23 protein-coding genes and 1 riboswitch are annotated in these 26,474 nt (G+C 74.1%); of the genes, 12 read left to right on the forward strand and 11 right to left on the reverse strand.

The genetic code is table 11. The features are described 5' to 3' along the window. Positions 1 to 13: 13 nt before the first annotated feature. The gene (locus GXP74_RS12590; protein ID WP_182451576.1) at positions 14 to 1,441 is read right to left on the reverse strand and encodes a pyridoxal-dependent decarboxylase; all 1,428 of its coding nucleotides are present in this window, start codon (positions 1,439 to 1,441) and stop codon (positions 14 to 16) included. Positions 1,442 to 1,573: 132 nt separating this feature from the next. Here GXP74_RS12590 and lnt point away from each other — a divergent pair, with 132 nt between their 5' ends. From lnt to glmS, 3 genes are all read left to right on the forward strand, one after another. Then, positions 1,574 to 3,229: an apolipoprotein N-acyltransferase gene (lnt, locus tag GXP74_RS12595; RefSeq protein ID WP_370468416.1), complete on the forward strand. Its 1,656-nt coding sequence runs from the start codon at positions 1,574 to 1,576 to the stop codon at positions 3,227 to 3,229. 63 nt (positions 3,230 to 3,292) lie between these two features. Next, positions 3,293 to 3,613 carry a hypothetical protein gene (locus GXP74_RS12600; protein ID WP_225447882.1) on the forward strand — a complete coding sequence of 107 codons (321 nt, stop codon included), beginning with the start codon at positions 3,293 to 3,295 and terminating at the stop codon, positions 3,611 to 3,613. Positions 3,614 to 3,703: 90 nt separating this feature from the next. Beyond that, complete coding sequence (gene glmS, locus GXP74_RS12605; protein ID WP_182451577.1) at positions 3,704 to 5,572, forward strand: glutamine--fructose-6-phosphate transaminase (isomerizing); 1,869 nt, start codon at positions 3,704 to 3,706, stop codon at positions 5,570 to 5,572. A 60-nt stretch (positions 5,573 to 5,632) separates the two neighbouring features. Here the strand turns inward: glmS and GXP74_RS12610 are convergent, their stop codons facing one another. The 3 genes from GXP74_RS12610 to GXP74_RS12620 all read right to left on the reverse strand — a co-directional run bounded on the left by GXP74_RS12610 (position 5,633) and on the right by GXP74_RS12620 (position 8,441). After that, a complete protein-coding gene (locus tag GXP74_RS12610) occupies positions 5,633 to 6,988 on the reverse strand; it encodes a GNAT family N-acetyltransferase (RefSeq protein ID WP_182451578.1) in 1,356 nt (451 codons plus the stop codon). A gap of 168 nt (positions 6,989 to 7,156) precedes the next feature. After that, positions 7,157 to 7,954 (reverse strand): SGNH/GDSL hydrolase family protein, encoded by a 798-nt coding sequence (locus GXP74_RS12615; RefSeq protein ID WP_182451579.1) that lies wholly within the window; start codon positions 7,952 to 7,954, stop codon positions 7,157 to 7,159. A gap of 10 nt (positions 7,955 to 7,964) precedes the next feature. Next, a complete protein-coding gene (locus tag GXP74_RS12620) occupies positions 7,965 to 8,441 on the reverse strand; it encodes a MarR family winged helix-turn-helix transcriptional regulator (protein WP_182451580.1) in 477 nt (158 codons plus the stop codon). An 84-nt stretch (positions 8,442 to 8,525) separates the two neighbouring features. Here GXP74_RS12620 and GXP74_RS12625 point away from each other — a divergent pair, with 84 nt between their 5' ends. Beyond that, the gene (locus GXP74_RS12625) at positions 8,526 to 9,605 is read left to right on the forward strand and encodes an ABC transporter permease (protein ID WP_225447883.1); all 1,080 of its coding nucleotides are present in this window, start codon (positions 8,526 to 8,528) and stop codon (positions 9,603 to 9,605) included. A 37-nt stretch (positions 9,606 to 9,642) separates the two neighbouring features. Here the strand turns inward: GXP74_RS12625 and GXP74_RS12630 are convergent, their stop codons facing one another. Continuing rightward, the gene (locus GXP74_RS12630; RefSeq protein ID WP_225447884.1) at positions 9,643 to 11,265 is read right to left on the reverse strand and encodes an MFS transporter; all 1,623 of its coding nucleotides are present in this window, start codon (positions 11,263 to 11,265) and stop codon (positions 9,643 to 9,645) included. Between the two features lie 529 nt (positions 11,266 to 11,794). On the opposite strand from GXP74_RS12630, the gene GXP74_RS12635 reads away from it, so the two are divergent. Beyond that, the gene (locus GXP74_RS12635; RefSeq protein WP_182451581.1) at positions 11,795 to 12,292 is read left to right on the forward strand and encodes an SRPBCC family protein; all 498 of its coding nucleotides are present in this window, start codon (positions 11,795 to 11,797) and stop codon (positions 12,290 to 12,292) included. Between the two features lie 93 nt (positions 12,293 to 12,385). Continuing rightward, the gene (locus GXP74_RS12640) at positions 12,386 to 13,192 is read left to right on the forward strand and encodes a GntR family transcriptional regulator (protein ID WP_182451582.1); all 807 of its coding nucleotides are present in this window, start codon (positions 12,386 to 12,388) and stop codon (positions 13,190 to 13,192) included. Here the strand turns inward: GXP74_RS12640 and GXP74_RS12645 are convergent. Both GXP74_RS12645 and GXP74_RS12650 read right to left on the reverse strand, forming a co-directional pair. Then, entirely contained in the window at positions 13,090 to 14,340 is a 1,251-nt protein-coding gene (locus GXP74_RS12645) for an ROK family protein (protein ID WP_182451583.1), read from the reverse strand. The two genes, GXP74_RS12640 and GXP74_RS12645, sit on opposite strands and share 103 nt — an antisense overlap. Before the next feature lie 239 nt (positions 14,341 to 14,579). Next, complete coding sequence (locus GXP74_RS12650) at positions 14,580 to 15,803, reverse strand: type ISP restriction/modification enzyme (protein ID WP_182451584.1); 1,224 nt, start codon at positions 15,801 to 15,803, stop codon at positions 14,580 to 14,582. A gap of 140 nt (positions 15,804 to 15,943) precedes the next feature. Here GXP74_RS12650 and GXP74_RS12655 point away from each other — a divergent pair, with 140 nt between their 5' ends. Further along, positions 15,944 to 16,903, forward strand: a complete 960-nt coding sequence (locus GXP74_RS12655) for a chitinase (RefSeq protein WP_182451585.1) — start codon at positions 15,944 to 15,946, stop codon at positions 16,901 to 16,903. Here GXP74_RS12655 and bioD read toward each other — a convergent pair. From bioD to bioB, 3 genes are all read right to left on the reverse strand, one after another. Then, a complete protein-coding gene (bioD, locus tag GXP74_RS12660) occupies positions 16,876 to 17,616 on the reverse strand; it encodes a dethiobiotin synthase (RefSeq protein ID WP_225447885.1) in 741 nt (246 codons plus the stop codon). The two genes, GXP74_RS12655 and bioD, sit on opposite strands and share 28 nt — an antisense overlap. An 83-nt stretch (positions 17,617 to 17,699) precedes the next feature. After that, positions 17,700 to 19,013, reverse strand: a complete 1,314-nt coding sequence (locus tag GXP74_RS12665; protein ID WP_225447886.1) for an adenosylmethionine--8-amino-7-oxononanoate transaminase — start codon at positions 19,011 to 19,013, stop codon at positions 17,700 to 17,702. Next, positions 19,010 to 20,071 (reverse strand): biotin synthase BioB, encoded by a 1,062-nt coding sequence (bioB, locus tag GXP74_RS12670; protein ID WP_182451587.1) that lies wholly within the window; start codon positions 20,069 to 20,071, stop codon positions 19,010 to 19,012. The genes GXP74_RS12665 and bioB overlap by 4 nt, the downstream gene beginning before the upstream one ends. 169 nt (positions 20,072 to 20,240) lie before the next feature. On the opposite strand from bioB, the gene GXP74_RS12675 reads away from it, so the two are divergent. From GXP74_RS12675 to GXP74_RS12690, 4 genes are all read left to right on the forward strand, one after another. After that, entirely contained in the window at positions 20,241 to 21,032 is a 792-nt protein-coding gene (locus GXP74_RS12675) for a hypothetical protein (protein ID WP_182451588.1), read from the forward strand. Between the two features lie 56 nt (positions 21,033 to 21,088). Beyond that, positions 21,089 to 21,274 carry a hypothetical protein gene (locus tag GXP74_RS12680; protein WP_182456972.1) on the forward strand — a complete coding sequence of 62 codons (186 nt, stop codon included), beginning with the start codon at positions 21,089 to 21,091 and terminating at the stop codon, positions 21,272 to 21,274. Then, positions 21,271 to 22,485, forward strand: coding sequence for an 8-amino-7-oxononanoate synthase (locus tag GXP74_RS12685; protein ID WP_182451589.1), 1,215 nt, complete (start codon positions 21,271 to 21,273; stop codon positions 22,483 to 22,485). The genes GXP74_RS12680 and GXP74_RS12685 overlap by 4 nt, the downstream gene beginning before the upstream one ends. A gap of 67 nt (positions 22,486 to 22,552) precedes the next feature. Further along, entirely contained in the window at positions 22,553 to 23,554 is a 1,002-nt protein-coding gene (locus GXP74_RS12690) for a Gfo/Idh/MocA family protein (protein WP_182451590.1), read from the forward strand. Between the two features lie 15 nt (positions 23,555 to 23,569). Here GXP74_RS12690 and GXP74_RS12695 read toward each other — a convergent pair whose 3' ends face one another. After that, complete coding sequence (locus tag GXP74_RS12695; RefSeq protein ID WP_370468550.1) at positions 23,570 to 23,986, reverse strand: C40 family peptidase; 417 nt, start codon at positions 23,984 to 23,986, stop codon at positions 23,570 to 23,572. Positions 23,987 to 24,171: 185 nt separating this feature from the next. Next, positions 24,172 to 24,366, reverse strand: a riboswitch (cyclic di-AMP (ydaO/yuaA leader). Positions 24,367 to 24,946: 580 nt separating this feature from the next. Between GXP74_RS12695 and GXP74_RS12700 the strand changes: the two genes are divergently transcribed. Further along, complete coding sequence (locus tag GXP74_RS12700) at positions 24,947 to 26,440, forward strand: glutamate synthase subunit beta (RefSeq protein ID WP_182451592.1); 1,494 nt, start codon at positions 24,947 to 24,949, stop codon at positions 26,438 to 26,440. Positions 26,441 to 26,474 lie beyond the last annotated feature (34 nt).

Raw genomic sequence — 26,474 nt, forward strand, 5'->3', positions numbered from 1 at the left:
GGGGCCGGTGGTGTCAGCCGAGCGATGCCAGTAGCTTCGCCCCGGTCGCGCGGACCTCGTCGACCAGCACTGCCAGGTCGGGCTCGGTCACCGCCGGGTTGATCAGGCAGGCCCGGACCGCCTCCCGTCCGGCGAGCACGGTCCCGGTGACGAAGGTCCGCCCGCGCTCCTGGACGGCCACCGGCAGCGCCTGGTTCACCCGCTCCAGCAGTTCGGCGGCCACCCCGGCCGGGGCGTAGCGGAAGGCGGTGATCGAGCTCTCCACCGCCGCCATCAGCTCCAGCTCCGGCTCGGCCACCACCAGCTCGCCCAGCCGCCGGGCCATCGCGGTGCAGTGCGCCACGTCCCGGGCGATCCCCTCGCGGCCGGAGGCGGCGATGGTCGCCCACACCTTCAGCGAGCGGAACGGCCGGGTCTGCTCGATGCCGTACTCGGAGAACCAGCCGAGGCCGCCCGCGTTGTCGTCCCGCAGGTACGACGGCACCAGGCTGAAGGCCGCCCGCAGCTCGGCCGGGTCGCGGACCAGCACGCAGCCGCAGTCCACCGGTACCCCGAGCCACTTGTGCGGGTCCAGCGCCAGCGAGTCGGCGCGGTCCAGGCCCGCGTAGCGGTGCGCCACCACCGGGTCGAGCACCCCGAAGGCGCCGTACGCGCCGTCCACGTGCAGCCACAACCGCTCCTCGGCGCAGACGTCGGCGATCGCGTCCAGGTCGTCCACCGCGCCGGTGTTCACCGTTCCGGCCGAGGCCACCACCAGGAACGGGACCAGACCGGCCGCGCGGTCGGCCGCGATCCGCTCGCGCAGCGCGACCGGGTCGAGGTGCCCGGCGGCGTCGGTGGCGACCGCCTTCAGCTGCCGGCTGCCGAGCCCCAGCAGCTCGGCGGCCTTGCGGACACAGGAGTGGGTCTCCGCGCTGACGTAGCCGACCAGCGGCGGCAGCGCGGCCAGGCCCTGCTCGCGGACGTCCACCCCGAGCCGCCGGGCGGCCCGGTCGCGGGCCGTGCCCAGGGCCACGATCGTGGCCATCGACGCGCCCGAGGTGAGCAGCCCGGCGCCGGGCGGGTGCGGGAAGCCCGCGAGCTCGGCGATCCAGCGCACCACCGTGCGCTCCAGGTGGACGTCGGCGTGGTCGCCACCGGCCGAGCTCGGGTTCATCGCGGCGGCGGCCAGCGTCGCCAGCACCCCGGCGGGCGCGGGCGCGGCGTTGACCCAGCCGAAGAAGCGCGGGTGCCCGTTGCCCATCGGGTAGGGCAGCACCTCGCTGCCGATCTCGGACACCAGCTGCGCCAACCCCCGGCCCTGGCGCGGCAGCGGCAGGCCCAGCAGCCGCTCCCGCGCGGCCGGGTCCATGGGCTGCCACACCGGCTGCTCGGCCAGCCCGCCGAGGTAGTCCGCCAGCAGGTCGACAGTGGCGTGACCCGCCACCCGGAAGTCGTTCATACGCTGATGCTACGGGCTGCGGAAACGGCTCCGACCTGCGGAGCCCGTGGGTTCGGGGAAAGCGGTGTTCGAGGTGCCGAACGGGGAAGGGGAAACGAAACTGGGAGCGTTCGTCCGAGGAGAGGCGGGAACGTGAGCTTTGTCGCCGGGAGGGGTCCGCGGTCAGGGGGCTCCGGCGCGGGTGCGGCCGCCGAGCACGGCGCCGCCGGCAGCGACACCGGCGGCGCGGACACCGGGCGCTCCGGGGACGCCGGTGAGGGCGGCCGGCTGCGCCGCTGGGGCCGCCGGTCGCGGATGCCGCTGCTCGCCGCCGCGACCGGGGCGCTGCCGGTGCTGATCTTCCCCACCATCGGCTGGTGGTGGTTCGCCTACGTGTGCCTGGTGCCGCTGATGCTGGTGCTGCGGACCGCGCCGGACCAGCGCCGGGCGCTGCGGCTCGGCTGGTACGGCGGCATCGGCTTCCTGGTCGGGGTGATGAGCTGGCTCATCCCCAGCCTCAGCGTCGCGATCCTGCTGCTGGCCGCGCTGCTCGGGCTGTTCTGGGCGCCCTGGGGCTGGCTGGTGTGGCGGCTGCTGCGCGGCCGTCCGGACGCGGTGCGGGCGGTGGCCGCGATCGTGCTCGTGCCCTGCGGCTGGATGGTGATCGAGACCGTCCGCTCCTGGCAGTACCTCGGCGGGCCCTGGGGGCTGCTCGGCGCCAGCCAGTACCAGCAGCACGCCGCGCTGGTGCTGGCCTCCTTCGGCGGGGTGTGGCTGGACAGCCTGCTCATCGTCGCGGTGAACACCGTACTGGTGGTGCTGATCGCCGACTGGGGGCGCTGCGTGGTCGCCTACGGGGCGCTGGCCGCGATCGTCGCCGGGGTGCTCGGGGTGCTGGCCTGGGCCCCGCAGCCGCGGCTGACCGGGGCCAGTACCACCATCGGCGTGGTGCAGCCGGGCGGCAGCGCCAACGACGCGGAGCGCACCGCCCACGGCGAGGCGCTGACCCGCACCCTCGTCGGCGACCACCCGGACCTGGTGGTCTGGGGCGAGAGCAGCCTGACCGACGACCTGACCACCGACCCGCGGCTGACCGCGCGGCTGACCGCGCTGTCCCGGCAGGTCGGGGCGGACCTGCTGGTCAACGTGGACGCGGTGCAGGGCGACAGCGGCGGCATCTACAAGACCTCGGTGCTGGTCGGCCCGCAGGGGCTGACCGGGCAGCGCTACGACAAGATCCGGCTGGTGCCGTTCGGCGAGTACATCCCGCTGCGCCCGGCGCTGGGCTGGATCTCGCACCTCTCCAAGGCCGCCGCCGTCGACCGCCGCCGGGGCACCCGGAACGTGGTGATGACGGTGCCCGAGCCGGGCGGCGGCACGCTCCGGATCGGCCCGCTGATCTGCTTCGAGTCGGCCTTCCCGGACATGAGCCGGGTGCTGGCGGGCCGCGGCGCGCAGCTGATCGTGATCCAGTCCTCCACCGCGACCTTCCAGGACACCGCCGCCCCGCAGCAGCACGCCTCGCTGGCGGCGCTGCGCGCGGCGGAGACCGGGCGGCCGGTGGTGCAGGCCACGCTGACCGGCGTCAGCGTCGCCTACGACGCCTTCGGCCGGATGGTCGGCCGACCGCTGACCACCGCCGACCGGGGGACGGCGGTCTACCGGATGCCGCTGGCCACCGGCAACACCCTCTACGACGACTGGGGCAACTGGGTGCCCACCGCGTGCTGCCTGCTGGTACTGGTGAGCGCGGCCGGGTGGGGGGCCACGGTGTGGGCCAATCGGCGCAAGGCCTCCAGTCGGGCGTAATCCTGCCCGATTTCGGGCAGGATTATTGGATTCGTATGACGAGCATGCGTAAGGTCTCACCTCGTGTCCACACCCTCCGTGTCCAGTGCGCCCCCGGCCCGCCCGGGCGCGCCGCGCCCCGCACCCGCACACGAGGACCTGCTGGAGCACCTTGCGCGGACCACCTCCCTCGGTCCCAGTGAGGCTGCCCGGGTCGTCGCCGACGTGCTCGCGTACTTCTCCGAGAGCGTCGAGGAGTACGTGCGGCGCCGCCATGGCGAGTTGCAGGCCAGAGGGTTGACCAACGAACGGATTTTCGAACGGATCGCGCTGGAACTGCCCCAGCGGCGGGTCCGCCCGGCCGAGCTCTCGGCCCGGCAGCTGCGCCGCATCGTCTACGGCTAGGCCGTCCGGAGCCGGGCCCCGCGCCGCGCCCGCGCCGACCGCTGTTCCGCGCACCACCGAGACCACCGCCTGAGCAAAGGAGCATCGCCCATGTGTGGCATCGTCGCCTATGTAGGGTCCAGGGACGCAGCGCCCATCCTGCTGGAGGGGCTGGCCCGGCTTGAGTACCGCGGCTACGACTCCGCCGGGATCGCCGTGGCCGCCAAGAGCCAGGGCGGGAGCCAGAGCGGCGGCCAGGGGGCGGGGGCCCAGACGGCGCTGAAGGTCCGCAAGAGCAAGGGCCGGGTCGCCGAGCTCGCCGCGCTGGTCCCGGCCCGCTTCTCCGGGAAGACCGGCATCGGCCACACCCGCTGGGCGACCCACGGCGTCCCCAGCGACGTCAACTCGCACCCGCACCTGGACCAGACCGGGCGGATCGCGGTGGTCCACAACGGCATCATCGAGAACGCCGACGAGCTGCGCGCCAAGCTCCAGGCCGACGGCGTGGTCTTCACCTCGGAGACCGACACCGAGGTACTGGGCCACCTGATCGCCAGCCTGGCCGCCGAGGGCGTGGAGCTGGAGGACGCGGTCCGGGCCGCGCTCAAGCGGATCGTCGGCACCTACGGCATCGCGGTGCTGGACGCCCAGCAGCCCGACCGGATCGTGGTCGCCCGCAACGGCAGCCCGATCGTGCTCGGCATCGGCGAGAAGGAGATGTTCGCCGCCTCCGACGTCGCCGCCCTGGTCCGCTACACCCGCCAGGTCGTGCACCTGGACGACGGAGAGCTGGCCACGGTGCGCGCCGACGGCTTCAGCACCTTCACCCAGGACGCCCGGATCACCGCCAAGCAGCCGCTGACCGTGGACTGGGAGGAGGCGACCTACGACACCGCCGGGCACGCGCACTTCCTGGTCAAGGAGATCCACGAGCAGCCCGCCTCGGTCGAGCGCACCCTCAGCGGCCGGATCGACGAGCGCTTCTCCACCGCGCACCTGGGCGGTCTGAACATGGACGCCCGCGAGGCACGGGCCTTCCGCCGGGTGAAGATCCTCGGCTGCGGCTCGGCCTACTACTCCGGCGAGCTCGGCGCGCAGCTGATCGAGGAGCTGGCCCGGATCCCCGCCCACGCCGAGCCCGCCTCGGAGTTCCGCTACCGCAACCCGGTGATCGAGGCGGACACCCTGTACATCGCGGTCAGCCAGTCCGGCGAGACCTACGACACCCTGGCCGCGGTGCAGGAGATCAAGCGCAAGGGCGGCCGGGTGCTCGGCGTCGTCAACACCGTGGGCAGCGCCATCGCCCGTGAGTGCGACGGCGGCATGTACCTGCACGCGGGGCCGGAGATCTCGGTGGCCTCCACCAAGGCGTTCACCTCCACCGCCGTCGCCTTCGCGCTGATCGCGCTGCACCTGGGCCGGGTGCACGACCTGTCACCGGCCGACGGCGCCCGGATCTGCGCCGGGCTGAAGGCGCTGCCGGACCAGATCCGGGAGATCCTGGACCAGGAGAAGACGATCGCCGACCTGGCCGCGAAGTACGCGGACCACGCCGGGATGATGTTCATCGGCCGGGTGCGCGGCTATCCGGTGGCGCGCGAGGGCGCGCAGAAGCTCAAGGAGGTCTCGTACGTCCACGCGGAGGCCTATCCGGCGAGTGAGCTCAAGCACGGGCCGCTGGCGCTGATCGGCCCCGAGCTGCCGACCGTGGCGATCGTCCCGGACGACGAGCTGCGGGACAAGAACCTCACCGCCCTCGGCGAGATCCGCGCCCGCAGCGGCCCGGTGCTGATGGTCGGCCACACCGCGCCCGACCCGAAGCTGGCCGAGGACGCGATCCTGGTGCCGAAGAACGAGATCGAGCTGGACCCGATCCTGCTCGGCATCCCGCTACAGCTGTTCGCCTACTACGCGGCGGTGGCGCTGGAGCGGGACGTCGACAAGCCGCGCAACCTGGCGAAGAGCGTCACCGTCGAGTAGCCGGTCGAACGCACAGCCGAAGGCGTGGGGCCCGCCGGGCGGGCCCCACGCCTTTCGCGGTCAGTGCCTGCTGGCGGCGGGCTCCGGCGCCAGGTGCGCGGTGACCACCAGCGTGCCGTTCTCCACCTGGTAGTCCAGCGGCACGCCCAGTCGGCGCAGGGCGGCCACCATCCCGGTGTTGGAGGCGGTGGTGACCGCGTACACCTCGGTGATCCCGGCCTCCCCGGCCAGCGCGGCCAGCCTGCGGACCAGCTCCGCGCCCAGGCCCCGGCGCTGCCAGTGGTCCTCGACCAGCACCGCGATCTCGGCGCTCCCGTCGTCCCACATCAGGTGGGCCAGCGCGACGAGTTCGCCGTCGGGGCCCTCCACGGTCAGGGTCTGGCCGTAGCGGGGCTCCAGCAGGTGGCCGAGGTAGCGGTCGGCGTCACCGACCGGGCCGTGGTAGCGCAGCCGCAGGGTCCGGGTGCTGCACCGCTCGTGCAGCGCCAGCGCCGCCCGCTTGTCGGACGGGTCGGCCCGGCGGACCGTCAGTTCGTTCCCGGCCGCCAGCGTCAGCAGGTCCCGGGTGTCCGGGACCCGCGGGCCGAGCTGGGCGTCCAGTTCGATCAGCGCCCGGGCCCGGGCGAACTCGGTCGGGGTGAACGGGGGTTCGTCGCGGCTGACCAGCAGGGTGCCGCCGGAGGGGTCGCGCAGCCGCATGGCGCTGCCGTCCAGGGCGTCCTCGGCGATCTCGCCGGGCAGCGACCTGATCGTGCAGCGGCCGAACAACTGCCGCAGTGCCAGCGGCAGTTCGGCGGCGTCCAGGGCGGTGCGGGTGGCCAGGTTGAGGATCCTGGTGGGCACGTCCACCAGGTCGTGGGCGTCGGCGCGCTCCAGCCACACCTCGGTACCCCCGGCCGCGACCACGGCCCGGCTGATCTCCTGCGCGGGGGTGCCGACCCGGGCCTGGACCACGAACTCGTCCACGGTCACCTCGGCCAGCGGATGCGCCTGCATCGAGACGATGTTGACCGGTATGTCGGCCAGCCCCCGGCACAGCGCGGCCAGGCTGCCCGGCGCGTCCGGGACGGTGGCCCGGATCCGCCAGAGCGCCTGCTCCTGCGGCGGCAGCGCGGACAGCGGCTCGGTGGCGGCGGCGGACAGGATGTCGCCGGGGGCGGGCCCGGGTGGGGCGTGCGGGTGGCGGTGCGTCCACCAGCCGTGCCAGGCCGCGGTGGCGAGCAGGGCCAGCGCCGAGACGATCAGGAGTTCCGGACCGTCGTGGCCGTGCACCACCACGTTGCCGATCAGGTCGGCCAGCGCGGCGGCGACGAAGACCGCCGAGAGCTCGACGGTGTCGCGGCGCCAGTGCCGTCTGCGGGCCTCGGCCGCCCGGGCGGCGGACCGGGCGGTGGCGGGGGAGGTCGGGTCAGTCATGTGGTCCATGGTCCGAATACTGCCGAAGCGTTGTTTCGCGACCACGAACGGATCATGACCAGGACGTAAAGACTGCTTAATAGTAATTTGTCCGATTCCGTTTTCGAATCCTGGGTATGCGAATGATTCCAGGATACGAGCCCGGTGGAGAACCCCGCTGACCAGGGGTCAGGCCGGGAAACGGTCCAGCGCCGGACGTTTGGCGGGGCGTCCGTCGCCGGAGGAGCGGCCGGTGAGCCGCCGCAGCACCCACGGCCAGACGTGGATCCGCAGCCAGCGCAGGTCGGCCCGCAGCCGGACCGCGCGGCTGACGCCCGGGGCGGGCGGCAGCGGCTCGCGCCAGTCGAAGGCGGCCGGAAGACCGAGCGCCTGGAGCACCGCCTCGGCGACCCGGCGGTGGCCCTCGGCGGAGAAGTGCAACCGGTCCTCGGCCCACATCCGCGGATCGTCGAAAGCCGGGACGTGGAACAGGTCGACCACGGTGACGTTGTCACGCTCACCGAGTTCGCCGACGAACCGCCGCAGCCGCAGGATCTGCGGCATGATCCGGGCGCTGCCGCGCATCCGCCGGCTCGGGTCGACGCTGGAGAACAGCACCAGTCGGCGCGCCCGCGCGCCGAGGCGTTCGGCGAGCGCGCCCAGGGTCCGCTCGACGTGGGCGAGGTCGCAGCCGGGGCGCATCACGTCGTTGAGCCCCCCGGCCAGGGTGACCAGCTCGCCGTCCAGGGCGACCGCGGCGTCGCCCTGCTCGTCGGCGATCTGGCCGATCAGCTTGCCGCGCACGGCCAGGTTCGCGTACCGGAACTCGGACCCGGCCCCCGCGTCCGCCAGTTCGGCGGCCAGCCGCTCGGCGACGCGGTCGGCCCAGCCCCGGTAGTGGCCGTCGGGGAGGAGCTGGTCGCACATGCCCTCGGTGAAGGAGTCGCCGATCGCGACCATGCTGCGGAAGAGGGGGGTCTCGTTCATGGTGCGACGATCATAGGACCCCGTGCTCCGGCCGCTCCGGGCTGGTCAGGTACAGCGACTCGGGCGCCGCGTGCTCGACCAGCCGCCGCAGCAGCGCGTGCAGGCCGTGCTGCTCCTCGGTGGTGAGCACCGCGAGCATCTCCTCCTGCACCTCGTCCACCCGCCGCTGGGCGACGTGGGCCAGGTCGCGCCCGGCGTCGGTGGCCCGCAGCTCCAGCACCCGCCGGTTCGCCGGATGCGGCTCCCGCTCGATCAGGCCGCGGCCGACCAGGCTGGTCACCGCCGCGCCCATGGACTGCGCGGTGAGCCCGGAGCGGCGGGCGATCTCCGCGCTGGAGATCCCGGGGGTCAGCGAGACCTGCACCAGGGAGCGCAGCTGGGCCAGGTTCAGGTCGAGCGGGCGCAGCGCCTTCTCCAGCCGCTGCGCGGTGGCCTGCCCGAACTGCCAGGCCAGGTAGCCGGTGCGGGTGGACGGGTCGTTGATCACCTGCGGAACCCCCTTCCGGGGAATGTAAGGCGCCTGATAATGTGGTGCTATCTTATCAGGTACCTTATATTAAGGAGGGCTGCTGTGTCCTCGCTGTCACCCGCGCCGTCGGACCTCGAACCCTCGGCGGACCGGCCCGCGCATCCGCACGCGCACCGGGCGCACACCGTGGACGCCGCCCCACCGGGCCCGGGCGCCACCGGACTGAAGGGGATACTGCTGCCGGTACTGATCGTGCTGGCCATCGGCACCGTCTTCGTCAGCGTCTACCTCGCCGCCTTCCACGCGCCGCGGCCGCACCGGCTGCCGGTCGCCGTCGTCGGCTCGGCGCAGACCGCCGACCGGGTGGGCGCGGCACTGGCGTCGGCCCAGCCCGGCGGCTTCGAGGTCCGCGACTACCCCGATCCGGCGGCGGCCCGGGCGGCGGTCGAGCACCGGACGGTGTACGCCGCGTACCTGCCCCCGGGCACCGTCGGCGGCAGCGCCGAACTGCTCTACGGCGGCGCCAACGGCACCGGCGTCACCGCGACCGTGACCGGCGCCTTCGGCGGGGTGGCCAAGGCGGGCGGGGCGACCCTGGACGCCCGGGACGTGGTGCCCGGATCCACCGGGGACACCCGGGGGCTCTCGGTGTTCTACGCGGCCTTCGGCGTGGTGCTGGCCGGATTCATGTTCGGCTCGACCACCTACCAGTTGGCGCCCCGGCTGGAGTACCGCTGGCGGATGCTCAGCCTGCTGGTCTTCGGCGCACTCGGCGGGGTGATGGTGGCGCTGGTGGCCGGTCAGGCCTTCCACGCGCTGCCCGGGCCGTTCCTCGGCACGGCCGGGGTGGTCGCGCTGATGGCGACCGCCTCCGGCGGGGCGACCATGGCGCTGGCCCGGCTGCTCGGCGCGGCCGGGGTGAGCGTCAGCTCGGTACTGCTGCTGATCCTCGGCAACGCCAGCAGCGGCGGGATCCTCCCGGCCGCGTACCTGCCGGGGTGGCTGCACCCGCTGCACGCGGTGCTGCCGGTCGGCGTCGGGGTGCGGGCGATCCAGGGGCTGGCGTACTTCCGGCAGGACGGGCTGGTGAGCGGGATCGCGGTGCTGGTGGCCTGGATCGCGATCTGCGCGGCGGCGCTCTACCTGCGGGACGTCCGCCCCGCCCGGACCGGCCGGGCCTGAGCCCGGCCCGCACCACCGGGTCCGATCGGCCCGCGGGTCAGCCGGACGCGGTGGTGGCGTCCTTGCAGTCGCTGCCGCGCGGCAGGCTGTAGCGGGCGCCGATCCGGTAGGTGCCCGGGGCGCTCACCGTGAGCCGGGTCCAGTCGCCGTCCGGGGCCAGGCAGCCGTGCGAGCCCGCGGGCAGGTCCAGCCAGGGCGACCAGGCGATGCGGACCAGCGAGGTCCCCGCCGCCGGTATCCGGACCGTCAGCTGCGCCTCCCCGGCTTGCAGCACGGTGGCCGGGGCGGACACCATCGGCTGCGCGTCGGCCACCCGGAACACCTGCCAGTGCGCGTCGCTCCACACCGGCCGCAGCCACGACTGGCCGCTGATCACCAGCTGCGCCTCGGTCAGCGAGCCCTCGTCGTAGGAGACGTCCCGGGGGAGCACCACGTAGCCCACCGCCCAGTTCCGCAACCAGGCGTAGTAGGCCCCGGCGGTCAGCGTGGCGCCGTAGAACAGCGGATTGCGGGAGACGTCGAGCTGCCGGTTCCAGCCCCTGGCCAGCTCCACGTAGGGGGTCAGCGTGGCGGCCTCGACGTGCGAGGCGGCGCCCACCACCTCGACCCGGGCGCGCCCGGCCCCGAGCCGACCCAGCTCGGCCACCAGCGGCTGCGCGTACTGGGTCCACCCGGCCGCCGGGACGGTCACCTGGAGGTCCGTCAGCGGTTCGACGCACTGCCAGCCCAGGGCGACCGCGAAGGCCAGCCACAGCGCGGTGGCCCGGCGACCCCGGTTGGCCATCGCCGCGGCCAGCAGCACCATGGCCGCGAACAGCAGCGCCAGCCGCTCCACGTTGCTGCCGATCGGCGACGGGATCACCAGCGTCAGCAGGCTGCCCAGCAGGTACACCCAGGCACCGAGCCGGACCGCGCGCCAGCTCCGCGGCGAGAGCAGGGCCAGCGGCAGGGTCACCGCGACCACCAGCGCCGCCTGGGCCAGCGGGAACGGCTGGACACCGTAGAAGGGGAACAGCAGCGTGGTCGCGCCGACCACCAGCGGCGGTCCGACGGTCAGTGCCAGCGCCGCCAGCCGCCGCCCGTACAGGAACAGCCCGGGGACGACGACCAGCAGGAAGAGCCCGTCCACCGGACTGGCGGCGGTGGCGATCACGCCGAGCACCCCGGCCGCCAGCGCCCGGGCCTGCGGGGTGCCCCGGGTCTCGTGGACCACCAGCAGCGCCGCCACCGCGAAGCACAGGCCGAGCCCGAAGGTGGTCCGCCCGGAGAAGGTGTTGCAGGACAGTGCGAGCGCGCCGCAGAGCGCGGGCACCATCGGCCGCCGGATCCCGCTGCGGATCACCAGCCGGGCGAGCAGCCCGGCGCAGAGCGTCCCGGCGATCACGGCCGTGGCCCGCACCCCGAACAGCGCCATCAGGTACGGCGCCAGCACGCTGTAGGAGACCGGGTGCATGCCGCCGTACCAGGCGAGGTCGTACGCGGAGCCGGGGTGCGCCGAGGCGAACTGGGCCCAGGCGTACTGGGCGGCCATGTCGCCGCTGTCGGTGGCCAGGAACAGTGCCCAGAACAGTTGCAGCAGGCCCGCCAGCGCGGTGGCCGCGTACACCGGGCGCAGCCGCGTCCGGCGGGTGCCGACCGGGCGGACGACATCGCTGAGCACGGGTATGGGGGTGGGTCGGAGCGAGGTCAGGGCCATCGGTTCCACCGCCCTCGGAGCCGGAACTGGCATACCTCCCAGGACACGCACAGTCCCTTTCGTTGCTCCTGCTGCCCCCGCGCGCGGCACCGGGACAGGTTGGTCGGCGGCCGACCGCGCCCAGCTGTGGCTGGTCGTGGCTCCGCCTCGGTCTTGCCGGGACCGCGACCGCTACAGGGTCCCGGCCGACACCTAACACTGAGGTAACGCCGACCTGGATCAGGCCGGCCGGTCGGTCATCGCGGGTCCCCGGAGTCGGTGTCGGTACAGGCAGCACGTTACCGTCCTCGCCCGATCGCCGACGCAGGAGGGGATCGAACTCTTTGTCGATTAAGAGTTAATTAAAAATGCAGGTGTCCGGGGTGGCGCCGAGGCGGCGGAATCCCCATGTCCGACGGGTCGTCAGGGGTTTTCGCGGGGGTCGCCCGAATCGCCTCGCGACCGTACGGGCGGCTGACCCGGGACATGTCCATGCCGTATTCTGTGCACTGATATGACGGATAATCCCGCTCCATCCTTATGGTCCGGCCTGCACCGCTACCGGTTCCGCAGCGCCTGGGAGCTGTCGGCGCCGCGCGAGCGCGTCTACCGGGTGCTGGCCGACCCGCGCAGCTATCCGGTGTGGTGGCCCGAGATCCGCGAGGTGCGTCAACTCGACGACCGCAGCGGGGTGATGAGATTCCGCTCGGTACTGCCGTATGAGCTGGCCGTGGTCGCGGCGGAGGCCCGGCAGGACCCGCTGCACGGGGTGCTCGAAGCCTGGCTCGACGGTGATCTGGAGGGCGTCACCCGCTGGACGGTCACCGCCCGGAGCCCCGGCCTGACCGTCGCCGTCTTCGACGAGGACGTGATCGTCCGCAAGCCGCTGATGCGGCTGCTGGCCCTTCCGGCGCGTCCGCTGTTCCGCGCCAACCACGCGCTGATGATGCGCAGCGGGCGGGTGGGGCTCGCCCACTACCTGAGCACCCACGGCATTGGTCTTGACCAATGAACGGGGTACCCCTATGGTCGCCTTTAGTGCAGGGTCCTTTAAGAAATAAGGGCGCATAAATACTGCACCCGAGGTTCACAGGCGGAGGACAGGGTGGGGAGCACAAAGGTCGCGAACGGCACGGCAGTCGAGACGACCCCGGAGCCCAAGTACTGGCAGCTGCGCACCGTCCTGGTGCGCGCGCTGGACGCGGAGTTCCACGCGGGTGAGGTGCTTCCGAACGAGCGGGACCTCTCCGCCCGCTTCGGTGTCGCCCGGGCCACCCTGCGGCAGGCGCTCGACCAGCTGGAGCTCGAAGGACGGCTGGTCCGCCGTCGGGGCATCGGCACCCTGGTCGCCGCCCCGCGCATGGGCGTGCCCATGGCCGAGGCCACCGGCAACCACTTCGGTGCCGGACGGGACAGCTGGCGGATCATCGACGCCGACTACGCGCCCGCGCCCGCCGCGGTCGCCACCGCGCTCGGCGTCCCCGCCGGCACCTGTGTGCACCTGGTCCGCCGACTGCGGATGATGCGCGGTCAGGCCATCGGCGCCGAGACCCTGTACGTGCCGGACGCCGTCGTGCCGCACGTGCCCGGCGCCTTCATCAAGCACAGCCTGGCCGAGTCCAGCCGGGCGCGTTCGGTGCTGCGGCAGCTCCAGCGGCTCGAACTGGACGGTGAGTCCCGCGCGGTGGAGCTCGGCGTGGCCGAGGACGAGGCCGCCCGCCTGCTGGAGCGCCCCCCGGGCATCCCGGTGCTGGTGGTCACCGCCAGCTACCGCGCCCAGGGCCGGGTCGCCGCCATCGGCGTCTCCACCTACCGGGCGGACACCTGCCGGCTGACCTTCGGCGAGTCCGGCATGGTCGACGTCACCCCGGTGGCCACCCCCGCGCCGGCCGAGGTCCGCGCCGCTTCCTGATCCACCGAGAAGAGCTGCTCCTCCGCGTATTCGAGGGCCAGTCGCAGGGCGCCGGTGGCGATCACGTCGTCACCGAGCGCCGACAGCCGTACCTCCGGCGGGCGCAGGCAGAACCGGACCAGCTGCGCCCGCAGCGGCTCCAGCATCCCGTCGAGCCCGGCCGCCCAGCCGCCGACCACGACGATCTGCGGGTCGATCGCGAGCACCAGCGCCGCCACGTCCCGGACCAGTCGGGTCAGGAAGCGGTCGCGGACGTCGAGGGCCACCTGGTCGCCCTCCTCCGCCAGTCGCAGCACCCGGGCCACCGCCGCCTCGTCCAGCGGGTCGATCGGCTTGCTCGGGGCGGACAGCAGTTGCGCCGGGTTGGACTCCCGGCCGAGCAGGTGCAGGGAACCGATCTCCCCGGCCGCGCCGCCGAAGCCCCGGTGCAGCCGCCCGTTGATCAGCGATCCGGCGCCCGGGCTGAGCCCGGCCAGGACGAACACGACGTCGCCCATGCCGACCGCCGCGCCCTTCCAGTGCTCGCCGATCGCGGCCAGGTTGGCGTCGTTCTCCACCAGCACCGGACATCGGAACGAGCGGCGCAGCCGCGCGCCCAGCTCAAGTCCGGTCCAGCCGGGCAGTGCCGTGCCCAGCCGCACCACGCCCTCCGCGTCGACCACGCCGGGGGTCCCCACGCCCACCGCCCACAGGGTGTCCCGGGAGACGCCGGAGCGGCGCAGCAGCTCGGCCACGGTCGCCCGGACCAGGGCCAGCCGCTCGGTGGCGCCGGTGGCCTCGTCGATGGCGCGGGTGTACGAGCCGAGGATCCGGCCGGTGAGGTCGGACAGCGCGGCGCGCGCGCCGTGGGTGCCGATCTCGATCCCGAGCAGGTGCCCGGCCTCCGCCCGGAACCGGAAGTGCCGTGCCGGGCGCCCGCGTTGGCGGGTGCTGTCACCGCGCAGCGGGTCGGTCTCCGGCAGTACCTCGACCACCAGGCCGGACTCCATCAGGCCCTCGATCACGCCCTCGACGGTGGGGCGCGACAGGCCGGTGTCGCCGACCAGTTGGGTGAGCGTCAGCGCGTCGCCGCCGCGCAGGGCGTGGAGGGTCACCGCGGAGTTGATCCGCCGCAGCAGTGAGGAGTCCCCACCGGTGAGCTGTGCCAACTCTCCCGCCTTCCCTTTCGCCGGTCCTCGGGTGTCCACGGCTGTCGATCGGGCCCCCGGCCACGCTACCGGGAGGTATGCGGATCGTATCGGGGCGCGGTCCGGCGCCGCGAGTGTTCGCGCAGCTCAACCTGCGCTTCGGTATCAAACGGCAACACTGTGCGAGCGGACCCCTGGTTCGCGGGGCGGCCACGAGCCGTCCATGAGCCGGTCACGGCCCGGCCACCGGCGGCGCCGGGTCACCACAGGGCGTACTGGCCGCCGGGGCCCTCCTCCTGGTGGGTGAGCACCGAGGCCGGGCGGCGGGTCCAGGGCGGCGGCGGCAGCACCCCGGCGGCGGCCAGCCGGTCCGCGCCGATCCAGGGGCCGCGCTCCGGCCGCAGCAGCTCCCGCTGCCGCGGGACCAGGTCGGCGAGCAGCGCCAGCACGCTCACCAGCTCGACCAGGTCGGCGGTGGTCTGCTGGGGCCAGGCGGACAGGCCCAGGGCCTCCAGGCTGCCGGTCCTGGCGCCCGGCTCCGGGCCGCGCCGGGCGAACCACTCGGCCAGGACCGGCAGCCCGCCCGCCTGGAACTCCCAGGCCGAGCGCGGCACCGGCGCCACCCGGCCCGCGCCGAGCAGCAGCGACTCGGTGTCCGGGTCGTGGCCGATGGCGTCCGGCAGGCCGCTGACCCGCTCGCGGACGAAGGGCCGCCGCCCGCCGGGCAGCCGCGGCCGGTCGCTGCCGCAGCGCAGGCCGAAGGTGTGCAGCCAGAGCACCCGGCGGCCGAGGGCGACCCCCTCCGCCCAGACCTCGGCCGAGCCGGTGAGCGGCACCGGGACCGCCTCGCCGGTGCGCGCGGCGCCGGGACCGGTGCTGGCGGCGACCCAGGCCAGCAGGTCGTCCGGGGTGACCGGGACGCCCAGCAGTTCGCCCAGCCGCCCGGTCAGCCCGGGCGCGAGGTTGGGCTCCCGGCCGCCGGGGCGCCGGTAGAGCGGGTGGATCCGGCCGAGGCCCTTGGCCCGGTGGCCGTCCGGCAGTTCGGCGGAGAAGGCCACGGCCGGTCCCGGCGCCCGCGGCTGCACGCAGGCGAACAGCTGCCGCTCGTCGGCGACCCGCCACAGCTCGGGCCGGGCGGCGTCCAGTACCCGCTGGTCCGGCAGCAGCCAGAGCCGGTCGAAGGCGCCGTGCCGGATCCGGACCGGCGGCGGGCAGGGGCCCGGGTCGTCGGCGAGCCGGGCGGTGCGGGCCGACTGGCCCGGCAGCTGCGCGGCGGCGCGGTCCACGCCGCGCGCCCGGCTGGGGCCGAAGAGGTCCGCGCGGGCCGCGGCGGGGGCGTCGGCGAGGCGCTGCCAGCGGGCCGCGAGCACTTCGGGATGAGCGGAGCGCACCCACCCCCGGCCCAGCCGCAGCCCGGGGACGGACCACGGCATCAGGTCGCTGAGCAGCGGCGGGTCGACCACCTGGCACCTCCCGCCGCTCATGGTACCGAGCGGGGCCCGGGCAAGGGGGTCGCTCGGTTCCGTCCGACTCCCTTGACAGCGTCCCGGCAACGCGGAACGATCCTCGCCAACGCGTTAGGAAACCTTCCTAACTTGAGCAGCAACGGAACTGAGAGGTCATCATGGCCAGGACCCCCCACGCCTCAGCCCGCCGCACCACCACCCTGCTGGCGACCGCGTTCGCCACCGCCGCCGTCCCCGCCCTGGTGCTCGCCGCCGGGGTCTCCCAGGCCCAGGCCGCCGCCAGCGCCTTCCCCAGCCAGTACTCGGCGCCGTACCTGCAGATAGCCAGTGGCGACACCGGCGACCTGTCGGCCGACCTGAAGGCCAGCGGCGACAAGTACTACACGCTGGCGTTCCTCATCCCGAAGTCCGGCTGTACCCCGATGTGGGAGGACGGCAACGACTCGCTGGGCGCGTTTACCTCGCAGGTCAACTCGTTCAAGTCGGCCGGTGGCAACGTCATCATCTCCTTCGGCGGCGAGTCCGGCGGCGAGATAGCGCAGACCTGCACCTCGGTCAGCAGCCTGACCGCCGCCTACGAGAACGTGGTCAACACCTACGGCGTCACCCGGCTGGACTTCGACATCGAGGGCAGCTACCTCGACAACACCGCCGCCAACTCCCGCCGCGACCAGGCACTGGCGGCGCTGCAGAAGGCCGACCCGGCGGTCCAGATCGACTACACCCTCCCGGTCGACCCCACCGGCCTGGAGTCCGACGCCACCGCGCTGCTCAAGGACGCCAAGAGCAAGGGCGTCAACGTCAACCTGGTCAACATCATGACCATGGACTTCGGCGACGGCCAGAACCCGCTCAAGGACGCCGAGTCCGGCGCCACCGCCACCGAGAAGCAGCTGGCGAGCATCTTCGGCGGCAGCTCCGCGCAGAACTGGGCCCGGCTGGGGCTGACCCCGATCGCCGGGGAGAACGACGACGACGAGGACTTCACCCAGTCCGACGCCAGCACCCTGGAGTCCTTCGCCAAGAGCAACGGCGTCCAGGAGCTGTCCTTCTGGGAGGTCGACGGCTACGACAAGGGCGACGGCTACGCCTACTCGAAGATCTTCACCAAGATCTGACCCAGCGCCGACCGGGCCGTCGACAGGAACGCGGCCCGGTCCGCCTCGGGGCTCCCGCCGCCGGGCGCGGCACCCGCCGGGATCGCGCCCAGCAGCGGGGCGCCGGCGACCAGCGGCAGGTCGGCCAGGTTGCAGCGGGCGGCCAGGCCGGGCGCCTGCGGCCAGGATCCGATCACCAGCCCCAGCAGCCGCACCCCCCGGGCGCGCAGCGCCTCGGCGCTGAGGGCGGTGCTGTTGAGCGTGCCCAGACCGGCCTCGGTGACCAGCAGCGCCGCCGCCTCCTGGTCGAACTCCCGCAGCGCGGCCGGTACGTCGGCGAGCGTGCCGCCGTCCGCGTCGAACCGGACCAGCAGTCCGCCGGCGCCCTCGACCAGCACCAGGTCGTGGGTCCGCGCCAGCTCGGCCGCCGCCGCGGCGGCCTGCCCGGGGGTCACCGGCGGCAGCCCGCTGCGGGCGGCGGCGGTGGCCGGGGCCAGCGGCTCGGGGTAGCGGGCCAGTTCGACGAAGGTCGGCTCGTCCCCGGCCAGCCGCCGGACCTCCTCGGCGTCGCCCGGCTCGTCCGCGGTGACGCCGGTCTGCGCCGGCTTGACCACCGCCACCCTCAGTCCCTCGGCCAGCGCCAGCGCGGTCACCGCGGCGGTCACCACGGTCTTGCCGATCTCGGTTCCGGTGCCGGTGACCAGCAGGATCCGGCCGGTGGGGGGCGTGCTCACGGTGTTCATCCTCGCTGTGCGGTGTGGTACTTGAAACTGTTCCGGAGTCAGCGGACCGGCGCGCGGTCAGCCCTGGCGGACGGTCAGCTCTGCGCCGCGGCGGCGACCACCCCGGCGCAGAGCGCCGCCAGGTCCGCCTCGCCGGTGACGTACGGCGGCATGGTGTAGATCAGGTCGCGGAACGGCCGCAGCCACACCCCGGCCCGCGCGGCGGCGGCGGTCGCCGCGGCGACGTCCACCTCGTGGTCCAGCTGGACCACCCCGATCGCGCCCAGCACCCGGACCTCGCGGACACCGGGCAGCCCGGCCGCCGGGGCCAGGCCCGCGCGCAGCCCGGACTCGATCCGGCGGACCGCGCCGCGCCAGTCCTGTCCGAGCAGCAGCCCGATCGAGGCGTTGGCGACCGCGCAGGCCAGCGGGTTGCCCATGAACGTCGGCCCGTGGGCCAGCACCGGGACCGCGCCCCGGCTGATCCCCCGGGCCACCTCGGCCGTGCACAGCGCCGCCGCCAGCGTCAGATAGCCGCCGGTCAGCGCCTTGCCGACGCACATCACGTCCGGCGAGACCCCGGCGTGCCCGGCCGCGAACAGCTCGCCGGTGCGGCCGAAGCCGGTGGCGATCTCGTCGAAGACCAGCAGCACCCCGTGCGTGTCGCACAGCTCGCGCAGCACCCGCAGCAGCGCGGGGGAGTGGAAGCGCATCCCGCCCGCGCCCTGCACCACCGGCTCCACGACCACCGCCGCGGTCTCGGCGGCGTGGCGGCCGATCAGCCCGTCCAGGTGCGCCACGTACGCCGGGTCCAGCGGGGTGTCGAAGCCGTCCGTCGGCGCGTCCGCGAACAGCTGGACGGGCAGCACGCCCGACCACAGCTGGTGCATCCCGCCCTCGGGGTCGCACACCGACATCGGGTGGAACGTGTCCCCGTGGTAGCCGCCGCGCCAGGTCAGCAGCCGCCGCTTCTCCGGGCGGCCCAGCGAACGCCAGTACTGCAGGCACATCTTGGCCGCGACCTCGACCGACACCGAGCCGGAGTCGGCCAGGAAGACGTGCTCCAGCGGCTCCGGGGTGAGCTCCACCAGCCGGGCCGCCAGCCGGACGGCGGGCTCGTGGGTCAGCCCGCCGAACATCACGTGGCTCATCCGCCCCAGCTGGTCGCGCACCGCCTCGTCCAGCACCGGGTGCCGGTAGCCGTGGATCGCGGACCACCAGGAGGACATGCCGTCGATCAGCTCGGACCGCCCCTGCACCGGCCGGGCCAGCCGCAGCCGGACGCCCTCGGCCGACTCCACCGGGAGCGGCGCGAGCGCGGCCGGCATCGCGCCGTACGGGTGCCACACGTGCGCCCGGTCCAGCTCCAGCAGCCGGTCCGGGGTGAGCGTGTCCGGGACCACGCTCACGCGTTCGGCGGCAGGTCGGTGCCCGCGCCCCGGCGGCGCACGGTGACCGCGGCCTCGCGCTCGGCGGGCAGCGTCGCCTCGTCCGCGCCCTCCACGGTGAAGCCCGCGTCGGCGATCATGTCCAGGTCGGCCTGCCCGGCCTGGCCCTCGCTGGTCAGGTAGTCGCCCAGGAAGATCGAGTTGACCAGGTGCAGCGCCAGCGGCTGGAGCGTGCGCAGATGCACCTCGCGCCCCCCGGCCAGCCGCACCTCCACGTCCGGGCAGACGAAGCGGACCATGGCCAGGATCCGCAGGCAGCGCTGCGGGGTCAGGTTCCACTCCTTCGCCAGCGGCGTCCCCTCGAACGGGATCAGGAAGTTGACCGGCACCGAGTCCGGGTTCAGCTCCCGCAGCGCGAACACCACGTCCACCAGGTCGGCGTCGCTCTCGCCCATCCCGGCGATCAGCCCGGAGCAGGCCGAGAGCCCGGCCGCCTGCGCCTGCTTGACGGTGCCCACCCGGTCCTCGAAGTCATGGGTGGAGCAGATGTCGCCGTAGGTGGCCTCGGAGGTGTTCAGGTTGTGGTTGTAGGCGTGCACCCCGGCCTCGCGCAGCCGCGCGGCCTGGCCGTCGGACAGCAGCCCCAGGCAGGCGCAGACCTCCACGTCCTCGCTCTCGGCCCGGATCGCGTCCACCGTCTCGGCGACCCGCTCCACGTCCCGGTCGGTCGGGCCGCGCCCGCTCGCCACCAGGCACACCCGCTTCGCGCCACCGGCCACCCCGGCCTTCGCGGCGGCGGCGGCCTCGTCCGGCTTCAGCCAGGTGTACTTGAGGATCTCCGCCTTCGAGCCGAGGCGCTGCGAGCAGTACGAGCAGTCCTCCGGGCAGAGCCCGCTCTTCAGGTTCACCAGGTAGTTGAGCTTCACCCGGCGGCCGAACCACTGGCGGCGCACCCGCCCGGCGGCGGCGACGACGTCCAGCACCTCGTCGTCGGTGGTCGCCAGGACGGCCAGGGCCTCCTCCCGGGTCGGGAGTTCGCGGCGCAGGCCCTTGGCGGTGAGGGAATCGAGCAGGTCCATGCCGTGCATCCTGCCGTCCGGCGGCGACCCGACGCCAGTGCCGAACCTGCCAGAAGATCACCCGCTGGCTTGGCCGGGATGTGAAAGAAGTCCCCAAACGACCCTCCACCCGGGAAACGGTCAGGTACCCCCTGCCGAACGCACAAGATCGGCCCCTAGAATCAGGGGAATGAACACCAGGGGGGAGCATCGCGCCGAACCGGGAGTCCGCAGCCGCAAGCCCCGGACCGCCGTCCTGCTCCTGGCGCTCGCCGTCGCGGCCACCGGCGCGACCTGGGGCGAGGTGCACTACGCCCGCGACGGGCAGGTCAACCGGGGTGGCGGCGGCAGCGGCGCGGTCTCGCAGGACACCGTACGGGTGAGCAACGACGGCAGCGGCGGCACGGTCGCCGACGTCGCCGCGCTGCGGCTGAACGACGTGATGCCGACCACCGTCACCGAGCCGCCGACACCGACCAGTACCGACTCCTACACCGCCACCCGCTATGGCGGCAGCAGCAGCGCCGACTGCGACGAGGCGTTCACCGTCACCGCCCCCGTCGCCGCGACCACGGCCTGCGGCGGCTACCTGACCGCCGACTACGTCGAGCAGGACCACAGCGTCTACACCTGCGTCACGGTCTTCCTCTACGCCACCCCGGCGGCGGCGGAGCAGGCGGCGAAGGCGCTCAGCGCGCCCGCCGCCGCCGGCGCGGTGACCTTCCAGCAGCCCGCGTCCGGGCTGCCGGACGCCAGCGCGCCGCCGTCGCCGACCACCTCCGTCGGGGCCACCGGCGGCGGGGCGCAGAACGCGGTCACCGCCGAGGCGACCGAGGACGCCCAGCCGCGGATCGAGGCGGTCGGCAGCGCGGTGGACGTGGTCCAGTCGGCCGCCGCCGACGGCGAGCCGATGCCCGACCAACTGGCCACCCCCACCTGGTTCCTGGCCTACACCGTGGGCGCCAGGCTGGCCTGGCAGTGAGCCGGTCCGGCAGCCGGCCCGGCGGGGGCGGCCGGACCAGCGGCTAGGATCGGCCCGTGGAGCCCGACACCTACCGCGAGACCGCCGTGCCGCCGCTGCCGGGTTCCGCCCCGGCCGACGGCCCGTTCGCCGACTGCGTCCTGTGCGCCGAACCGACCGAGCACCCGGCAGCCGCCCCCGGCGCGCCGCTCTGCCCGCGCTGCGCGTGGCAGCAGGCGCAGCGCGGGGCGTGCTCCGGATGAGCACCGTGGCCGGAACCGCCCCGGTGACCCCGTCCACCCCGGTGACCCCGGTGACCTCGTCCGCCCCGGTGACCGATCCGTTCGACTGGCTGGAGCAGGCCGCCGCCGACCGCCGCCGGGCGGGCCTGGTCCGCACCCTGCGGCACCGGGCCCCGGACCAGGACCTGCTGGACCTCGCCGGCAACGACTACCTCGGGCTGGTCCGCCACCCGAGGGTGACCCGCGCCGCCGCCGACGCCGCGCTGCGCTGGGGCGGCGGCTCCACCGGCTCCCGACTGGTCACCGGCAGCACCGAGCTGCACGCCGAACTCGAAGCCGAACTCGCCGACTTCTGCGGCGCCGAGGCGGCGCTGGTCTTCTCCAGCGGCTACACCGCCAACCTGGCCGCGCTGACCGCGCTCACCGACGCGGACACGCTGATCGTCTCCGACGCGCTCAACCACGCCTCGCTGATCGACGGCTGTCGGCTGTCCCGGGCCCGGGTGGTCCGCGCCCGGCACCGCGACCCGGAGTCGGTCCGGGCGGCGCTCGCCGCCCGGACCGAGCGCCGGGCGCTGGTCGTCAGCGACTCGGTGTTCTCGGTGGACGGCGACGCCGCCCCGCTCGCCGAACTCGCCGCCGCCTGCCGCGAGTACGGCGCGGCACTGCTCACCGACGACGCGCACGGACTGGGCGTGCTCGGCCCCGGCGGCACGGGCGCGCTGGCCGCCGCCGGGCTCGCCGGGCGCCCCGACGTGCTGGCCACGGTCACCCTGTCCAAGTCGCTTGGCTCCCAGGGCGGCGCGGTGGTCGGCCCGCGCCGGGTGATCGAGCACCTGGTGCAGGCCGCGCGCACCTTCATCTTCGACACCGGGCTGGCCCCGGCGTCGGTCGGGGCCGCGCTCGGCGCGCTGCGGCTGCTGCGCGCCGAGCCGCAGCGCGCCGAGCGGGCCGGGCGGGTCGCCCGGACGCTGTCGGCCCGGCTGGCCGCCGCCGGGCTGCCGGTGAGCAGCCCGCAGGCCGCCGTGGTCTCGGTCCGGGTGGACGCCCCCGAGGACGCCCTGGCCTGGGCCGCCGCCTGCCGGGACAAGGGCCTGGCGGTCGGCTGCTTCCGGCCGCCGTCGGTACCGGACCGCTGGTCCCGGCTGCGGCTGACCGCCCGGGCGGACCTGACCGAGGAGCAGATCGACTTCGCGGTCGAGGTGATCACCCGGACCGCCCCCGGCCGCTGACGTCCGACCGCCGGGACGGCTGGTCGCTGGGTCGACACCGGGTGTGGCCGGGGAGTTTGATGAGCCCATGAACAAAACCATCCGCTGGGGCATCCTGGCCACCGGGAACATCGCCGAGCAGTTCACCCGCGACCTCCTGCTGCTGCCCGATGCCGAGGTGGTCGCCGTCGGCTCCCGCAGCGAGGAGTCCGCCCGGGCCTTCGCCGACCGGTTCGGCATCCCCCGCGCCCACGGCAGTTGGGCCGCGCTGGCTGCGGACGAGCAGGTGGACATCGTCTACGTGGCCACCCCGCACCACGCCCACTACCAGGCCGCCCGGCTCTGCCTGGAGGCCGGGCGGGCGGTCCTGTGCGAGAAGCCGTTCACGCTGAACGCCGCCGAGTCCCGCGAGCTCACCGCGCTGGCGTCGAAGCACGGACGCTTCCTGATGGAGGCCATGTGGATGCGCTGCAACCCGGCCGTGCTCCGGGCGGCGGAGCTGATCGCGGACGGCGCGATCGGCACCGTCGGGCTGCTGCAAGCGGACTTCGGCCTCGCCGGGCCGTTCGACCCGACCCACCGGCTGCGGAACCCCGAGCTCGGCGGCGGGGCGCTGCTGGACCTCGGCGTCTACCCGGTGGCGCTGGCGCACCTGCTGCTCGGGGTGCCGGACAGCGTCCAGGCCTGGGCCAGCCTCACCCCGGAGGGGGTGGACGCCGCCACCGCGCTGCTGCTCGGCTACGACTCGGGCGCGGTCGCCACCCTCAGCTGCGGCATCGTCGCCGGGACGCCGGTGCGGGCCGCCGTCTCCGGGACCGAGGGCCGGATCGAGCTGCCCGCGCCCTTCTTCCGCCCGGGCGAGCTGCTGCTCTACCGGGGCGAGGACGAGCGGCAGCCCGAGGTGATCCCGGCGCCGTACACCGGGCTCGGCTACGCGCACGAGGCCGAGGAGGCCATGCGCTGCCTGCGCGAGGGCCGGTTGGAGAGCCCGCTGGTGCCCTGGAGCAGCACCCTGGAGGTGATGGACATCCTGGACGCCGTCCGGGCGCAGACCGGGGTCCGCTACCCGGGCGAGCGCCAGGACGGCTGACCCGGGCGCGCCGGGCTAGCGGATCCGGCCGAACCAGACCTCGTCGGTCCAGATCCGCTCCCGCCGCACCCGGGCGCCCGGGTGCGGCGAGTGCCAGATCTCGTTCTGCCCGGCGTAGATCCCCACGTGGTAGACGTAGCCGCCGGCGGTGTGGAAGAAGACCAGGTCGCCCGGGACCAGCTGGCCGCGGGAGATGTGCTCCACGCTGTCGTACTGGGCCTGGGCGGTCCGCGGCAGCTGCCGACCCGCGTGCCGGAACGAGTAGTACGTCAGCCCGGAGCAGTCGAAGGCGTCCGGACCGGCCGCGCCCCAGAGGTACGGGTCGCCGTGCTTGGACTCGGCGATGGTCAGCGCCCGGTCCTCGATGGTGGCGGCGCTCGCCGGGGCGGCCGTCAGCAGGGTGCTCCCGGCCAGCGCGGCGACGGTGAGCACGGCGGTGGCGGCGGATCGCCAGCGGCCGCTGCGACGGGGCGGCTCACCGCCCTGTCTATGGCTCTGGACCCGGGCTTCCTGGTGCTGCGGTTGTCGGCCCCGGCCGACCGGCCGGGGCGCGGCCGAGGCGTCGGCCCGGGGGTGGGACTGGGTCGGGGCAGATGTGTGCGCGGACGCGGTCATGCGGGTCCTTCCGGAACCGCCTGCGGAAGTTCTCCCTGTCGGGTTTGGGCTCCGAAAGCTGCCCTGCCACGGCTGTGGCTTCACCCCAAGATGCGCTCTGGCGGAACGCACCGGCCTGCCTGGGTCTCCCGCTCCCGTCTGTCAGGTGTATGCGCACCCGGCGCCCGACCGGTGACGGGATTCGGCGTCCGGTCGGACCGCCCCGCCACGGCGGCGAGGACTTTCTCTGCTCGGGCGACAGTATTGGCACGTTTCTGGGTGCTCTTCATGCCGGGACGCGATTCTGTGATTCTTGTCACTTTAGGGTTTCCGGCCTAATGGAAGGCATTTCCCGCACCGTCGGGCTGCTCGCTCCGAGTGAATTTTCGAGAACCCTGAATAGAATCTCTGGGGATTTGGGAATATGCGCTGACCTGCGAATATGCTGGGTAATTGACGGCCGGAGGCATGATTTTCCAGGATCGAATATCGCCCGTTCGAGTGATCTTTTGGATTGGCTCACCCGAACCGTGTTGATTCCTGCCACCCGACTGGGCGAAGCGGGTGGGAAAGCGCCGAAACGTCACTCCGGTGTCGCCGGTCCACCGCCCCGCGGCGCCTCCGAAGGGCGCTCCGACCACCGCCGCGCCCGCCGTCCGACCCCGCGACGGCTCCCGCCCGGCTCACCGATCCCGCCACTCGTGCCCGCCGCCGCCGCGTCCGCCGCCGGGCGGGCCCCGGTCGGGCCGCCGTATCGTGGTGGGGACAGGACCTGTCCAGCAGTGTTCGGAGGCCGCGATGGCCGATCCCTGGGGCTTCCTGCGAACCCCCGCCCAGAGCTGGCCGCTGCGCCCGGTCCCGGAGCGGGTCCGGGACTGGCGGGACGTGCACCGGCCGCACGCGCTGCTGCCGATCGTCAGCGCGCAGGCCGGGCGCTGCATGGACTGCGGCATCCCCTTCTGCCACCAGGCCTGCCCCCTGGGCAACCTGATCCCGGAGTGGAACCGGCTGGTCGAGGAGGAGGACTGGGCGGCGGCCAGCGAGCGGCTGCACGCCACCAACAACTTCCCCGAGTTCACCGGCCTGACCTGTCCCGCGCCCTGCGAGAGCGGCTGCGTGCTGGCGATCGACGCGGAGCCGGTGACCATCAAGAACGTGGAAGCGGCCATCGCCGAGTACGCCTGGAACGAGGGCTGGGTGCGCCCGCTGCCGCCGGAGCGGCAGTCGGACCGGACGGTCGCGGTGATCGGCTCCGGACCGGCCGGGCTGGCCTGCGCGCAGCAGCTCACCCGGGCCGGGCACACCGTCGCGGTGTACGAGCGCGACGACCGCCTCGGCGGGCTGCTCAGGTACGGCATCCCGTCGTTCAAGCTGGAGAAGCACCAGGTGGACCGCCGGATCGAGCAGATGCGGGCGGAGGGGACGGTCTTCCGTCCGGGCGTCGCGGTCGGCTCCGACGTCGACGCCGCCGAGCTGCGGGCCCGCCACGACGCGGTGGTGGTCGCCGTCGGCGCCACCGTCCCGCGCGAACTGCCGGTGCCCGGGCGCGAGTTGTCCGGCATCGAGCAGGCGATGGAGTTCCTGCCGCTGGCCAACCGGGTGCAGCAGGGCGACCTGCCCCGCTCACCGCTGAGCGCCGAGGGACGCCGGGTGGTGATCGTCGGCGGCGGCGACACCGGCGCCGACTGCCTGGGCACGGTGCTGCGGCAGGGCGCGGCCTCGGTCCGGCAGCTCGACATCAGGCCGCAGCCGGGAGCGGACCGCCCGCCGGAGGACCCCTGGCCCACCTACCCGCTGGTCTACCGGGTCACCCCGGCCCACGAGGAGGCCCGGACCCTGGCGCACCCGGCCGGTGAGTCCGACCACGACGCCCGGACCTTCGCCGCCGCCACCGTCGAGTTCACCGGCGACCGGGAGGGCCGGGTCCGGGCGCTGCGGGTGGCCGACGCGGCGCCCGACAGCCGCCTCCCGGTGCCCGGCAGCGAGCGGCTGATCCCGACCGACCTGGTCCTGCTCGCCCTCGGCTTCTCCGGCCCGGAGCGGCACGCCGGGCTGATGTCCCAGCTCGGCCTGGGCCTGACCGGTGGCGGCGCCTTCGCCCGCGACCAGGACTTCGCGGCCGGGATGCCGGGGGTCTTCGTCGCCGGTGACGCCGGCCGCGGCCAGTCGATCATCGTCTGGGCCATCGCCGAGGGCCGGGCCGTCGCCGCCGCGGTCGACCGCTACCTCACCGGTGCCAGCAACCTCCCCGCCCCGGTCCACCCCGCGGACCGGAACCTGTCCGCCCGCTGACGAGGACGCCGCGAACGCGGAGCGGGCCCGACCG

Source organism: Streptacidiphilus sp. P02-A3a (assembly GCF_014084105.1).
In the GTDB taxonomy this organism is placed as follows: domain Bacteria; phylum Actinomycetota; class Actinomycetes; order Streptomycetales; family Streptomycetaceae; genus Streptacidiphilus.

Coding starts and splice junctions, on each gene's coding strand:
- GXP74_RS12590 (WP_182451576.1), bottom strand. CDS start 1,441: ATGAACGACTTCCGGGTGGCGGGTCACGCCACTGTCGACCTGCTGGCG.
- glmS (WP_182451577.1), top strand. CDS start 3,704: ATGTGTGGCATCGTCGCCTATGTAGGGTCCAGGGACGCAGCGCCCATC.
- GXP74_RS12610 (WP_182451578.1), bottom strand. CDS start 6,988: ATGACTGACCCGACCTCCCCCGCCACCGCCCGGTCCGCCGCCCGGGCG.
- GXP74_RS12615 (WP_182451579.1), bottom strand. CDS start 7,954: ATGAACGAGACCCCCCTCTTCCGCAGCATGGTCGCGATCGGCGACTCC.
- GXP74_RS12635 (WP_182451581.1), top strand. CDS start 11,795: ATGACGGATAATCCCGCTCCATCCTTATGGTCCGGCCTGCACCGCTAC.
- GXP74_RS12650 (WP_182451584.1), bottom strand. CDS start 15,803: ATGAGCGGCGGGAGGTGCCAGGTGGTCGACCCGCCGCTGCTCAGCGAC.
- GXP74_RS12655 (WP_182451585.1), top strand. CDS start 15,944: ATGGCCAGGACCCCCCACGCCTCAGCCCGCCGCACCACCACCCTGCTG.
- bioB (WP_182451587.1), bottom strand. CDS start 20,071: ATGGACCTGCTCGATTCCCTCACCGCCAAGGGCCTGCGCCGCGAACTC.
- GXP74_RS12675 (WP_182451588.1), top strand. CDS start 20,241: ATGAACACCAGGGGGGAGCATCGCGCCGAACCGGGAGTCCGCAGCCGC.
- GXP74_RS12685 (WP_182451589.1), top strand. CDS start 21,271: ATGAGCACCGTGGCCGGAACCGCCCCGGTGACCCCGTCCACCCCGGTG.
- GXP74_RS12690 (WP_182451590.1), top strand. CDS start 22,553: ATGAACAAAACCATCCGCTGGGGCATCCTGGCCACCGGGAACATCGCC.
- GXP74_RS12700 (WP_182451592.1), top strand. CDS start 24,947: ATGGCCGATCCCTGGGGCTTCCTGCGAACCCCCGCCCAGAGCTGGCCG.